Raw genomic sequence first — 13,258 nt, forward strand, 5'->3', positions numbered from 1 at the left:
CTGGTGCGGCCTAGCGGTCTGAGGTTTTCGGTCCCATGATGCGCCTCGCGGTGGGCTTGCAAATCAAGCAATGACAACCGGGCTCATAGCACCGCGCTGGTGCGCCGGCAACCGCGAGCCCTGATCGCGGGGGCGCGGCCCTAGCTCCGCTTCAGCCAGCGATGCACGGTCGAGCGGTCGACGCCGAGCTTGCGCGCGAGCGCCGAGACATTGCCCCCGCAGGCCTCCAGCTCGCGCCGGATATCCCGTCCGGATGTCGTGGCGGCGGCAGGGGGCGACGGGCGCCGCGCCCCTTGCCCGGGTGTCCGGTGAAACGCCTCCGGCAGGCTTTCCAGGTCGATCACCCCGCCTTCGGCGAGCACGCAGGCGACCTTCAGCACGTTCGACAGTTCGCGCAGGTTGCCGGGCCAGTGATGGGCACGCAAGGCCAGGCACGCCGCGGTTTCCAGCCGGCAGGCGATGCCGGCCTCCTCGCCCACGCGCGTCAGGATCCGCCTGACCAGCGCATCGAAATCGAGCCGCTCGCGCAAGGGCGGCAAGGTGAAGGTGGCGGCGTTGAGCCGATAGTAGAGATCCTCGCGGAACCGGCCTTCGGCGACCAGTTGCTCGAGCTGCTGGTGGGAGGCGGAGATGACACGGGTGTTCACCGCGCGCGGCTTCAGGGCGCCGACCGGCTGCACCTCCTGCTCCGACAGCACCCGGAGCAGACGGCTTTGCAGCGCCAGCGGCATGTCGCCGATCTCGTCGAGGAAGAGCGTGCCGCCCGACGCCTCCTCGATCAGGCCCGGCTTGCCGCGCGTCGAGGCGCCGGTGAAGGCGCCGGGGGCGTAGCCGAACAGCTCGGACTCGATGAGATGCTCGGGAATGGCCGCGCAATTCACCGCGACGAAGGGCCCGCCCGCCGTGCGGCTGCCATGGATGGCGCGCGCCAGGTATTCCTTGCCGGTACCGGTCTCGCCGTGAATGAGGATCGGGATGTCGCTGTCGGCGAAGCGGGCAACCCGCGCCAAAAGGCTTTCCATACGCGGATCGCCGAGGCTGAGTTCGTCTAGCGCGCGCGGCAGGCGCGGGCGGGCGGGACGCGGACCGCGCACGCTCGCCACCGGGGCGATGGAACTGGCGAAGAAGGCCGAACCGTCGCGCGCACGGAGCACCCGTTCCCGGTCGGGCCGCCCCCGGGTGAAACGCGGCAGGTCGTCGATGTCGATCTCGAAGAAGGCATCGATCCTGCGGCCGATCAGGTCGCGCGAGGAAAAGGACGTCAGGTTCATCGCCCGGGCAAGCGCGTTGAACCCGCCATGGGTCATGCCGGTGACGCGGCCCGATCCGTCGAGCGAGATTGCCGCATCGGGATCGACATCGAGGAAATCCGGCAGCCGCGACAGCCGCAGGACCCAGTCGTTGCGGGTGCGCAGCATCAGGTTGGCCAGTTCGATGCGCCGGGCGGTGGCGCAGACCAGATGCAGCGCCAGCTGCTGGCTGGCCTTGGCGGTGGGCGAGCGCAGCTGCGAGATGTCGAGCACGGCGCTCAGGTCGCCGAGCGTGTCGTAGATGGGAGCGGCCGTGCAGGTCAGCCCGATATGGCTGGTGTCGAAATGATCGTCCTGATGGATGATGACCGGCTCGCCGGAGACCATGCAGGCGCCGACGGCGCAGGTGCCGGCGCGGTCCTCCGACCATTCCGAACCGAGATAGAGCCCGGCCTTGCGGAGCTGGTTGTCGAAGGTCGGATCGCCCATGAACTCGACCGTGACGCCGCGCGCGTCGGACAGGAGCAGCACGTATTTCTGTTCCGCCACCTGGTTGAACAGCGTCTCCAGCCCGGTGCGGCCGATGCGGATCAGCTCGCCGGCCTGCTCGCGATGCTCGCGCAGCGTGCCGTCGGGCACAATATAGGCTTCCTGGGCGGCGGCCGGGTCGAGCCGGTAGTCGTTGAGGCAGCGCAGCCATGACTGGACGACGGGCGTGTCGCGACCGCTCGCGCCGCCCATGGCGACACGCTCGATCTCCCTGATGTGCGACAGCGTCGACACCATGGCGTTCTCCTCCCGCGGTCATGCTCGCACGGGAGGGCGCGCGGCGACAAGGCGGGATCGCAGGGCCCGTGCCAAAGGAGGAGCGCATGCGCCCTCCTCCCGTCTTCGGCCCGCGCCACCCTCAGCGCCCGGCATAGACCGGCGTGCGCCGGGCGATCCAGGCATCCAGCCCCTCGATCACGTCGTCGCTCGCGCACATGCGGGCGAACTGCTCGCGCTCGATCAGGAGCCCTTCCTCGATCGTCGCGTTGAGACCGCGCGTCACCGCCGTGATGATCCGGGCCGCCGCCAGGGGCGAGTGCCGCAGGATGCGTTCCGCCATCTCGAAGGCCGATGCGAGCAGGATCTCCCCCGGCACGACCTTGTTGACGAGGCCCATTTCATACGCGCGCTCGGGACCGAACGTGTCGCCGGTCAGCAGCAGTTCCAGCGCGCGCTTGCGTCCCGCCAGCCGCGGCAGGCGCTGCGTGCCGCCGAAGGTCGGGGGAATGCCGATATTGATCTCCGGCTTTGCAAAGACGGCGCTGCGGGAGGCAACCGCCAGATGTACGGACTCGGTGATCTCGCATCCGCCGCCAAAGGCGATGCCGTTGACGGCGGCGATCACCGGCTTGGGAAACGCCTCGAGGCGGGCGGTCATCCGCTGGCCGCGGCGGCAGAACTCGCGCACCGCCTCCTCGGTGTCGCGCTTGATGCTCTGCGTGAACTCGTGGATGTCGCCGCCGGCGGAAAAGGCCCGGTCTCCGGCGCCGGTAAGGATCACCGCGCCGATCTCCTCATCGGCCTCGATCCGGTCGAGCAGCGCCAGCAGCCGGTCGTTGGTCGCGTAGTCGAGGGCGTTCAGCTTCTCCGGCCGGTTGAGGGTCAGAAGCGCGATGCGGTCCTTCTTCTCGTAGAGAACGGTGTCTTGCATGGGATGTGCCTTTCCGTTTGCGTCAATGTTGGTGTTGACGCAAAGGCTAGCCGCGGACATGCTGCATGCAAACTCACTGGTCAGTATACATGAACGGACACGAGATGGACGCAGGCAGGCGGGACGCCGGAAACCGGGAAACCGGGAGCCGGAACGCAGCGGAACGGGGCGCCGGGTCGCGGGCATACGCACGAGGGCGCACCGGCGCGAAGACGACCGGAACGGCAAGCGGCAAGCCGGCCCGCGAGCGGATCGTCGATGCGGCGAACCGGCTCTTCTACCGGGAGGGCATTCGCGCGGTGAGCGTCGACGCGGTCGCGGACGAGGCCGGCGTCACCAAGAAGACGCTCTACTATCACTTCCGCAGCAAGGACGATCTCGTCGCCGAGTATCTCGCCTCCCGCGACCAGCCCAACCTTGCCCTGTTCGCGGCCTGGTTCGACCGGGCCGAGGGCGACGTCGCCGACAAGGTCGAGGCGATCTTCACCGAGCTTGCCCGCTCCGCCCGCCACCCGAAGTGGAAGGGCTGCGGCTTCCTGCGCACGGCGGCGGAACTGGCCAACATGCCGGGTCATCCGGCGATGAAGATCGGCGCCGGGCACAAGAAGAAATTCGAGGAATGGATTGCCGGGCAGCTTCGCGAGAACGGAACCGGCAACCCGGACGCCATCGCCCGCCAGGTCATGCTTTTGATGGACGGGGCCTTCTCAACCATGCTGGTGCACCGGGACGCCGCCTATGCGGAAGAAGCGGGCCGCGCCGCCGGATCCATCGTCCGCGCCGCCGCCCGTTGATGATGTGCGCATAGGCATCAGAGACGGCAAATATCGAGCAATTCAACAACGGACAACAGTAAATCTATTTTTTTTAGCAATAAAAATGCTTCTGACTGAGATAATCAACCTATATTAAATAACAACATTCAGAACCTAACGTGGTCGAAAATTATTTCCGCTGGAGACTTCGGGATACACGCCACCATTCGCGAGCATGAAGCCGCGACATTGAGGCCATTTTTACCATTTCGAGTGTTCGACAAGGAGCAATGCGTCGCATAAGAAATCAGTGCGAGCAAGCGCCTCGGATACATTCTAGCCTAAGGCAAAGCCGCCGCAGGGGAGCAATCTGCCGGCGTCGAAGGTCAAGTCGGCAGACGAAAAAAGCGGATACAAGCGGCGTGGATGGGAATCGGTCGCAAAACGGATTTCGTCAACGATCCGAAGGTGAATGGACGATGGAAAACGTTCAAGCTCGTTCGGTGGAGGCGGAACGGCTCATCTTGAAGAAGATAGCTTCGTATCCGACATTGTTCTATATGGAAAATTTGAATGTGGATCTTGGGAGTTGGGATGACTGCAAGCTCAGGAATTGAGTATGAAACGATTGTATGGCCTCTCTCGCTTCTGATTTTTGCGCGTTGCAAAGATTATGGCGACGGAATACCTGATTTTGAACATCTTGCAGAAAACGACCTCCAGGAGCCATCAGATATTTTATGTCGTCTTGGTCTGATGACTGATAGAGATGGCCGTGGTCATCGTCATGTATTTGCCCGGAATTGGGTGCCGAAAAAACCATTAGATTTATTTCGACACCCAGGCGAGCCGACCATTCTCGATCTAATATTGGCGTTGTGTTTTCTGGTTGATTGGGACTCCCATCGCTTTGGAGATGTTAGGAGAATAAATAAACGCGAACTAAACGATTTGATCGAAAATTTTGATCCACAATCAGATGAATGGGGAGAGATGTCACCGCGCTATAAATTTCATGAGTCCGCCTTGTTTACCGGCTGTTCGGTCTTGGAAGACCTCGGCTTAGGGTCGTGGGTCGACAAAGTTGGATTTAAAGTGGTTGAGGAGCTATCTGAGGCGTCCGCGATCCGGGTAATGGATATTTATCGTCAGTCACGTTGGAATATTTCCAATCAACTTGGCGGTGAGGACAAGCTATATCCTTCCAAAAAACAGGATTGACTGTACTTATATGACGCTCATCTATAAATTACTTGATATTACACTTTTCTCCAAGAATTCCCATCCCTTCGACATAAGGATTATTCGGACGGCCAGCCTTGACCTGCCCTAACATTTGTGACTGCGTTGCCTGGTGCAACTTGTGACCGCCATCGATAGCGACAACACATCTCGATTGGCCCATCCCGCGATGTCGCTTGTCTCCGTACGGAACGCCCAACACCAGGCACCAAAAAGGGCCGCCCCGGAGGGCGGCCCTTCGATTTCTCTGGATGACTGCGCTGTGCGGCGATTTTCGCCGCTACATCCCCAGCCCGCCGATGCAGGCGTATTTGATGTTGAGATAGTCCTCGACGCCGTATTTCGAGCCCTCGTTGCCGACGCCTGAATCCTTGACCCCGCCAAAGGGCGCGACTTCGGTGGTGATCAGCCCCTCGTTGACGCCGACCAGCCCGTATTCCAGCGCCTCGGTGACGCGGAAGGCGCGGCCGAGATCCTTCGTGTAGAAATAGCAGGCAAGGCCGAATTCCGTGTCGTTGGCCCGTGCCACCGCCTCGTCCTCGGTCTCGAAGCGGAAGAGCGGGGCCAGCGGCCCGAAGGTCTCCTCGCGCGCCACCTTCATGTCGGCGGTGACGCCGGTCACAAGCGTCGGCTCGAAGAAGCTGCCGCCATTGGCGTGGCGCTTGCCGCCGGTGACGACACGGCCGCCCTTGGCAACCGCGTCCTGGATGTGCTCCTCGACCTTCTCCACCGCCTTGCCGTCGATCAGCGGGCCTTGCGTCGTGCCCTCTTCCAGCCCGTTTCCGACCTTCAGCGCGGCGACCGCAGCGGCGAGCTTTTCGGCAAACGCGTCATAGACGCCGGCCTGCACGTAGATGCGGTTGGCACAGACGCAGGTCTGGCCCGAATTGCGGAACTTGGAGACCATCGCGCCTTCCACGGCAGCGTCCAGATCGGCATCGTCGAAGACGATGAAGGGCGCGTTGCCGCCAAGCTCCATCGAGATCTTCTTCATGTGGGCGGAGGCCTGCGAGGCGAGCTTCTTGCCGACCTCGGTCGAGCCGGTGAAGGTGATCTTGCGCAGATGCGGGTTCTCGCACATCTCCGCAGCGATCTCCGCCGCCGATCCGGTCAGCACATTGACGACGCCGCGCGGGAAACCGACCTCCTCGGCAAGGGCACCGAAGGCAAGCGCCGAATAGGGCGTCTGGCTGGCCGGCTTGATCACCATGGTGCAGCCGGCGGCAAGCGCCGCGCCGAGCTTGCGCGAGATCATCGAATGGGGAAAGTTCCAGGGCGTGATCGCGCCGGTGACGCCGACCGGCTCCTTCGTGACGAGGATGCGCTTGCCGCGCCAGGGCGAGGGAATGATGTCGCCGTCGATGCGCTTGGCCTGCTCGGCGAAGAAGCGCACATACTTGACGCCGAGCGCGATCTCGCCCTTCGCCTCGGCCAAAGGCTTGCCCATCTCCGTGGTCAGGATTTCGGCCAGCGCGTCGTGATTGTCGAGGATCGCATCGCAGAGCGCCTGCATCAGGGTGGCGCGCTCTTCGGCCGTCGTCATCTTCCAGTCCTGGAAGGCGAGATAGGCGGCCTCGATGGCGCGCGCCGTCTCGGCCCGGCCGCAGCGCGGCACGGTGCCGATGATCTCGCCGGTGGCCGGGTTGTTGACCTCGATCACCGCGCCGCTGTCGGCATGGGTCCACAACCCGCCGATATGGCAGGACTGCTTGAAAAGAGTGTGCTGGTTGATCATCCGCGTCCTCCCGCCTTGTTTCTTGTCAGGGTCTGTCCGTCGCCATTCACCTAGCGCTGGGTGACCGAGTAGACCACGTCTCGCGTCAGACAAAGTGTTTGCCGCCATTCAACGGCGATCCCGTCGAGATCATAGGCGATGCGGTCGATGGCCAGCAATGGCGTGGCCGGCGATACCCCCAGAAGCGCGGCATCGTCCGTTTCCGCCGCGACGGCCCGCAATTCCTCCGTCACCACCGAGACCAACACCCGGTAATCGCTGTGATACATGGCGTAGAGCGCGTTCGGCAGCTTGCGCCCGGCAAGGCCGCGAAACCGTTCGAGCGGCAGCACCATCCGCTCGATCAGCGTCGTTGCGCCATCGAACCCGCGCAGCCGGTCGACACGCACCACCTGCGCGCCGTCGGCAAGGCGCAACTGCCGGCGATCGAGCGCGTTCGCCGCGCCTTCGCTGCTGCGCGTTTCGACGACTTCCGGCATCAGCCGGTCGCCGCCCGGACGCGCGAAATAGAAGAACTGGAAAACCGAGCGCTCCGGCGTCACCGCCCGCACGAAGGTTCCCGTGCCCTGGCGGCGCTCGACCAGCTTCTGCAAGGCCAGTTCGTCCAGCGCCTTGCGCACCGTGCCGTGGCTGACATCCAGTTCCCGCGCCAATGCCTGTTCGCTCGGCAGCTTGCCGCCGGGCAACCATGTGCCGTCGGCGATCCGCGACTGGAAGAGATCGCGCACCTGCTGGTAGAGCGGCCGGTATCCGGTCTTGTCGGTCATGTCGTGGTTCTCGCGGGAATCACGCGCCGACCCGGCGCGGAAGATCAGGGGGAGACTGGCGCATCATAACCCGGTTAATCATACGACAAATATCATATAGAAGACCCGGCCGAGAAAAAGACGCGCCCGGCGGAATGTCAAGGTGAAAGGGCAGCGTGGCGGGACCGCGGCGCGGCCGGTCCGATGCGCAAGGCCGCGCCCCCGACACCCCTGCAGAGCCCGGAACCAGGTGTTGCAGAAGCTGCAACAGGTGTTGCAGGCCGCCTGCGCCAGTTTGGCCGGACGCCCGGACAACCCTTTGATTTTCATGACCTTGCGTATTGCATGCAAGTTGGCACGCCGCTTGCCGGGGACAGGGCACAGGGCGAGGGAGAAGCGCCCTTTTCGTCGACAGAGCAACGGGAGGACCATCAATGCTCGACAAGACACCCACGGCCCGCATGCAGGCCTTCCTCGACACGTTCGGCGCCGCCCTTGAGGCGGGAAGGATCGACGAGGCGACCGAGATGTTCGTCGAGGATTGCTACTGGCGCGACCTCGTCACCTTCACCTGGAACATCAAGACGGTGGAGGGTCGCGAGGAGGTGCGCGACATGCTGCAATCGCAACTGTCGCAGGTCCGGCCGACGAACTGGACGGTCGCGCCCGGCGAGGATGCGAGCGAGGCGGACGGCATCACCGAGGCGTGGATCACCTTCGAGACCGGGGTCGCGCGCGGCTACGGGCTGATCCGCCTGCGGCACGGGCAGATATGGACGCTGCTGACCACCATGGCGGAGCTGAAGGGGCACGAGGAGAAGGCCGGCTTCACCCGCCCGCTCGGAGCGAGGCACGGCTCCAGCCCTGGAGCCAAGACCTGGAAGGAGGAGCGCGAGGAAGAGGCCGCGACGCTCGGCTATACGACCCAGCCCTATACGGTGATCATCGGCGGCGGCCAGGGCGGCATCGCGCTCGGGGCAAGGTTGCGCCAGCTCGGCGTGCCGACAATCATCGTTGAGAAGAACGAGCGCCCGGGCGACAGTTGGCGCAAGCGCTACAAGTCGCTCTGCCTGCACGATCCGGTCTGGTACGACCACCTGCCCTATATCGACTTCCCGAAGAACTGGCCCGTCTTCGCGCCGAAGGACAAGATCGGCGACTGGCTGGAAATGTACACCAAGGTGATGGAGCTCAACTACTGGACCCGCTCCACCGTCAGTTCGGCAAAATGGGACGAGGCGGCGAAGGAATGGGCCGTCACCGTCGAGCGGGACGGCGAGACGGTGGTGCTGCGGCCGAAGCAGCTGGTCTTCGCCACCGGCATGTCGGGCAAGGCCAACATCCCCGCCTTCAAGGGCGCCGGGCGCTTCAAGGGCGAACAGCACCATTCCTCGCAGCATCCGGGACCGGACGGCTACAAGGGCAGGAAGGTCGTCGTCATCGGCTCCAACAACTCCGCCCACGACATCTGCGCGGCACTTTACGAGGCGGGCGTCGACGTCACCATGGTGCAGCGCTCGACGACCCATATCGTGCGCTCCGAACCCCTGATGGAGCACGGGCTGGGGGCGCTCTATTCCGAGCAGGCGGTGGAAAACGGCGTGACGACGGCGAAGGCGGACCTGATCTTCGCCTCCCTGCCCTACCGCATCCTGCACGAGTTCCAGAAGCCGGTTTACGACAAGATCCGCGAGATCGACGCCGACTTCTACGCGGCGCTCGAAAAGGCCGGCTTCCAGCTCGACTTCGGCACGGACGGGTCCGGCCTTTTCATGAAATACCTGCGGCGCGGCTCGGGCTACTATATCGACATCGGTGCCTCGCAGCTGATCATCGACGGCAAGATCAAGCTGGTCGGCGGTCAGGTCGAGGAGATCACCGAAAACTCCGTGAAGCTGGACAATGGCAGGGACGTGCCGGCCGACGTCATCGTCTATGCCACCGGCTACGGCTCGATGAACGGCTGGGTCGCCGACCTGATCGACCAGGAGACCGCCGACCGGGTCGGCAAGGTTTGGGGACTGGGCTCGGACACGCCCAAGGACCCCGGCCCCTGGGAGGGCGAGCAGCGCAACATGTGGAAGCCGACGCAGCAGGAAGCGCTGTGGTTCCACGGCGGCAACCTGCACCAGTCGCGCCACTATTCGCAGTTCCTGTCGCTGCAGCTTAAAGCGCGGATGGAGGGCATCCCGACGCCGGTCTACGGGCTGCAAGAGGTGCATCACAAGGGGTGAACGGGGGGTTGAGCGGGGACTGACACCCATGCGAAGGAAACCGGCCGGGCGGAGCGATCCGCCCGGTTCGCTTCCGGCAGGTGGCGGGAAAGCCGGCGTGCCGCCGAAACCCGGGGCCCGGCCCGGTGCCGGGCATTGCGGCCGGGACCGCTCAGCGCGCCTGCACCAGTCCGTCGCTGATGTCCTGCCGCCGTTCCCCGGCCCCGATTTCCTGAAGGCGCAGGTCGAGGCGGTCTGGCCCGTCGCCGGGCTCGTAATCCCGGTTTCGCGAGGACTTCAGCGACCATTGCCGCAGGACCATCGCCGTCCACACGATCTCCACCTCCGGATGGCGGGCCAAGAGGTCCCGCAACTCCTCCAGCCGGGCAAGGCCCGTGCATTGCACGAGCAGGGTCATGTCGGTGCCGCCGGCGATGGACCACGCCCCGGTCAGTTCCGGCCAGCCGCGAACCGATTCGTAGACCATCCTGCAGAAGGGGCGCTTCAGCTTCATGTGGAAGAAGGCCGCTTCTCCCGGCTCGCGGCCATGGTCGCCGCCGGCGAGCTTGATGGTGAAACGCTCGATGACGCCGAGATCGACCAACCGGGCAATGCGGTTCTGGACCGTGGTGCGCGACACCTTGAGTAGTCCGGCAAGCTCGGTGTTGGACCGGCGGGCGTCCTCCGACAGCAACCGGATCAACTCGCGGTCCAGCGGCGAGACGGCCGCATCCGGCGATTTGTCACAAGGCCTGTCCGTCACGGCACCCTCCCTCGCGCAACCAGAGATGGCTTCGAGTTTGCAATTCGCAATCAGATTGTCAAATCGTCACCTGCAATCTTTCGTTGCGTCCGGCTATCGATAACCGTGGGCACGCGGTCCGCAACTGCCCGCAGGCCGGGGCCGGAGAGGATATCAATGACGCAGAACGACAACAGAACGATCACCCTGTCGATGCAGATCAACCGTTGCCTGTTCGACGGGAACCTGGAAGAGGCCCTTTCCCTGATCGGGGAGTTGATGCGGGCGAGCGGCTTGAGCGTACCGGCCCGGGCTGTTGCCGCGATACCGGTTCGCGAAAGCGGTGCGCAGATATGCCCCATGGAGATATCCCGGCCCGGCCTGCGACGTGTTGCATCCGAACAATGACGGCACCTGCCGACTTCGGCAGCCCGCCCTTCCCCGGCCATGCCGAGATTTGCACATGGCATCGCGGCGATTCTCACACACCGCTTGACAGAGTGCCGCAACTCGCTGAAAAGACGCGGCAAGGCCTCGTGGCGGAGTGGTGACGCAGCGGATTGCAAATCCGTGCACCCCGGTTCGATTCCGGGCGAGGCCTCCATCCCCTTCATGATCTCCCTGCACGTGCCACCCTCCTGCGGCGGCATGCCGTTTCGCATGCCCGACAGGTCGCAAACCGTCCTTGGCTTCCACTGTCCGGGCCGTTACCGTCGCACCAAACCGGGCGATCCGGACGGAGGAGCAGACGGGCATGAAGCATGGTGGTGATCTTGGCGCGGCGATCGCCCGGCATGGCGGGATCGCGGACGACTGGCTCGACCTGTCCACCGGCATCAACCCTTATGCCTATCCGCTCACCGAAGCGCTTTCCCAACGCGCCTGGACGCAGCTTCCCTCGCGGGCGGCGCTCGACCGGCTGCTTGCCGCCGCGCGCAAGGCCTACGAGGTGCCGGAGGCAAGCGCGCTCGTTGCCGCACCGGGCACCCAGGCGCTGATCGCCCTGCTGCCCGATATCGCGCCCGCCGGCGACGTCGCCATTGTCGGGCCGACCTATGGCAGCCATGCGGACACATGGACACGCGCCGGGCGAAAGGTCACCGAACTCACCTCCCCGCATGCGGAGCCGGACCCTTCGGTGCGGGTGCTCGTCCTTGTCAATCCCAACAATCCGGACGGGCGGCTGGTCGACCCGAAAAGCCTGCAATACATGGCGCGGACCATGGCGGCGCGCGGCGGGCTCCTCGTCATCGACGAGGCCTTCGCCGACTGCGTGCCGGGCGCCAGCGTGCTGCCGCATCTTGCCGGTGCGCCGGCGCTGGTGCTGCGCTCCTTCGGCAAGTTCTACGGGCTTGCCGGCCTGCGCCTCGGCTTTGCCGCCGGGCCGAAGCCGCTCGTTTCGGCGCTCGAGACGCGACTGGAAAGCTGGGCCGTTTCAGGCCCTGCGCTGGAGATCGGCACGCGGGCGCTTGGCGACGAGGCCTGGCGCAAGGCGATGCTTGCCCGGCTCGCCGACGAGGCGGCGGGACTGACCTACAGCCTGCAGATGCAGGGCCTGTCGGTGTTCGGCGGCACGCCGCTCTTCGTGCTGGCCGGTGCCCGCAACGCGGCCGGACTGCACGAGGCGCTGGCGCGGCAGAGGATCTGGACCCGGGTCTTCGACTACGCGCCGAACTGGATCCGCATCGGGTTGCCGGGCGCCGCGAACCTTGCCCGGCTCGAGGCAGCGCTCGAAAGCGCGATGGCCGGGACCTGAGGCCATGCTGCTTTTTTCCGATGCCGCCTTCCTGCTGCTCGTGGCGCTGGCGCTCGACGCGCTGATCGGCGACCCGCCCTGGCTGTGGCGGCATGTGCCGCATCCGGTGACGCTGATCGGCAAGGTGATCGAGATCGCCGACCAGGATTTCAACGCGCCCGAGGCCTCCGAGGCGAGCCGCAAGGTCTACGGCGCCATCTTCCTTGCCTGCCTCATCGCGATCTCCGTTCTGGTCGGCATCCTGCTGGAGGCGATCCTGCGCGCCCTGCCTTTCGGCGAGATCGGCATTGCCGTGATCGCCGCCGTCTTCATCGCGCAGAAAAGCCTTTACGACCACGTGGCGGCGGTGCGCGACGGGCTGGTCGAGGGCGGGCTTGCGGGCGGTCGCCGGGCGGTGGCGATGATCGTCGGGCGCGACCCGGAACAGCTCGACGAGGCGGGCGTCGCACGCGCGGCGATCGAATCCTGCGCCGAGAACGCCGCCGACGGGGTGACCGCGCCGGCACTGTGGTTCCTTGTTCTCGGCCTGCCCGGGCTGATTGCCTACAAGGCGGTGAACACGGCAGATTCGATGATCGGCCACCGGACCGACCGGCACCGGGCCTTCGGCTGGGCCTCCGCCCGTTTCGACGACCTGGTGAACTGGCCGGCGGCGCGCCTGTGCGGACTGGCGATGGCGGTGACCGCGCCGCTCTCCGGCCGCTCCGTCACCGAGTGCATCGCCGTGATGCGCCGCGACGCGCCGAAGCACCGCTCGCCCAATGCCGGCTGGCCGGAAGCGGCGATGGCGGTGGTGCTGGGACTGGCGCTCGCCGGCCCGCGCGCCTATCCGGGCTATACGGTCGACGATCCGTTCATGAACGAGGATGGCCGACGGGAGGCGACGGCCGGCGACATTTCCCGGGCGCTGAAAGTGTTCCGCCACGCGATGGCGCTGCAGGCCGGCACCGTCGCGCTGCTGGCGCTCCCTGCCCTGTTCCTGTGAGGTCCGCAATGCTTCCCTTCGCCCCGTCCGCCGAGCGCAACAAGGACGCGATCCTGGCAAGCCTTGCGCCCCATCTGGCCGGGTGCCGGCGCATCCTGGAAATCGGCAGCGGCACCGGCCAGCACGCGGTTCACA

General features: G+C 65.2%; 12 protein-coding genes and 1 tRNA gene. 8 read left to right on the forward strand and 5 right to left on the reverse strand.

The window, feature by feature from the left end; all coding sequences use genetic code 11:
* Nucleotides 1-140 precede the first annotated feature (140 nt).
* Both ACN0T5_RS16695 and ACN0T5_RS16700 read right to left on the reverse strand, forming a co-directional pair.
* Nucleotides 141-2,036, reverse strand: a complete 1,896-nt coding sequence (locus tag ACN0T5_RS16695) for a sigma-54-dependent Fis family transcriptional regulator (protein ID WP_417769747.1) — start codon at nt 2,034-2,036, stop codon at nt 141-143.
* 121 nt (nt 2,037-2,157) lie between these two features.
* Entirely contained in the window at nt 2,158-2,949 is a 792-nt protein-coding gene (locus ACN0T5_RS16700) for a crotonase/enoyl-CoA hydratase family protein (protein WP_417769748.1), read from the reverse strand.
* Between the two features lie 89 nt (nt 2,950-3,038).
* On the opposite strand from ACN0T5_RS16700, the gene ACN0T5_RS16705 reads away from it, so the two are divergent.
* Together ACN0T5_RS16705 and ACN0T5_RS16710 are read left to right on the forward strand one after the other, a co-directional pair.
* The gene (locus ACN0T5_RS16705; RefSeq protein ID WP_417769749.1) at nt 3,039-3,743 is read left to right on the forward strand and encodes a TetR/AcrR family transcriptional regulator; all 705 of its coding nucleotides are present in this window, start codon (nt 3,039-3,041) and stop codon (nt 3,741-3,743) included.
* Between the two features lie 555 nt (nt 3,744-4,298).
* The gene (locus ACN0T5_RS16710; protein WP_417769750.1) at nt 4,299-4,925 is read left to right on the forward strand and encodes a hypothetical protein; all 627 of its coding nucleotides are present in this window, start codon (nt 4,299-4,301) and stop codon (nt 4,923-4,925) included.
* 301 nt (nt 4,926-5,226) lie between these two features.
* Here ACN0T5_RS16710 and ACN0T5_RS16715 read toward each other — a convergent pair whose 3' ends face one another.
* Nucleotides 5,227-6,681 carry an NAD-dependent succinate-semialdehyde dehydrogenase gene (locus tag ACN0T5_RS16715; protein WP_417769751.1) on the reverse strand — a complete coding sequence of 485 codons (1,455 nt, stop codon included), beginning with the start codon at nt 6,679-6,681 and terminating at the stop codon, nt 5,227-5,229.
* A gap of 50 nt (nt 6,682-6,731) precedes the next feature.
* The gene (locus ACN0T5_RS16720; protein ID WP_417769752.1) at nt 6,732-7,448 is read right to left on the reverse strand and encodes a GntR family transcriptional regulator; all 717 of its coding nucleotides are present in this window, start codon (nt 7,446-7,448) and stop codon (nt 6,732-6,734) included.
* A gap of 413 nt (nt 7,449-7,861) precedes the next feature.
* Between ACN0T5_RS16720 and ACN0T5_RS16725 the strand changes: the two genes are divergently transcribed.
* Complete coding sequence (locus ACN0T5_RS16725; protein ID WP_417769753.1) at nt 7,862-9,661, forward strand: NAD(P)/FAD-dependent oxidoreductase; 1,800 nt, start codon at nt 7,862-7,864, stop codon at nt 9,659-9,661.
* Nucleotides 9,662-9,812: 151 nt separating this feature from the next.
* On the opposite strand, the gene ACN0T5_RS16730 is transcribed toward ACN0T5_RS16725, so the two are convergent.
* The gene (locus ACN0T5_RS16730) at nt 9,813-10,403 is read right to left on the reverse strand and encodes an Lrp/AsnC family transcriptional regulator (protein ID WP_417769754.1); all 591 of its coding nucleotides are present in this window, start codon (nt 10,401-10,403) and stop codon (nt 9,813-9,815) included.
* Between the two features lie 156 nt (nt 10,404-10,559).
* Here ACN0T5_RS16730 and ACN0T5_RS16735 point away from each other — a divergent pair, with 156 nt between their 5' ends.
* The 5 genes from ACN0T5_RS16735 to ACN0T5_RS16755 form a co-directional block, all read left to right on the forward strand.
* Entirely contained in the window at nt 10,560-10,790 is a 231-nt protein-coding gene (locus ACN0T5_RS16735; RefSeq protein WP_417769755.1) for a hypothetical protein, read from the forward strand.
* Nucleotides 10,791-10,912: 122 nt separating this feature from the next.
* Nucleotides 10,913-10,986, forward strand: a tRNA-Cys gene (locus tag ACN0T5_RS16740).
* A 150-nt stretch (nt 10,987-11,136) separates the two neighbouring features.
* Nucleotides 11,137-12,138 (forward strand): threonine-phosphate decarboxylase CobD, encoded by a 1,002-nt coding sequence (gene cobD, locus ACN0T5_RS16745; RefSeq protein WP_417769756.1) that lies wholly within the window; start codon nt 11,137-11,139, stop codon nt 12,136-12,138.
* 4 nt (nt 12,139-12,142) lie between these two features.
* On the forward strand, nt 12,143-13,123 hold the full coding sequence (cbiB, locus tag ACN0T5_RS16750) for an adenosylcobinamide-phosphate synthase CbiB (RefSeq protein ID WP_417769757.1): 981 nt from the start codon (nt 12,143-12,145) through the stop codon (nt 13,121-13,123).
* An 8-nt stretch (nt 13,124-13,131) separates the two neighbouring features.
* Nucleotides 13,132-13,258: DUF938 domain-containing protein (locus ACN0T5_RS16755; protein WP_417769758.1), on the forward strand; the 127-nt coding region annotated here is incomplete at its 3' end.

Origin of the sequence: Stappia sp. (assembly GCF_048261845.1) — a bacterium.
Lineage (GTDB): Bacteria > Pseudomonadota > Alphaproteobacteria > Rhizobiales > Stappiaceae > Stappia.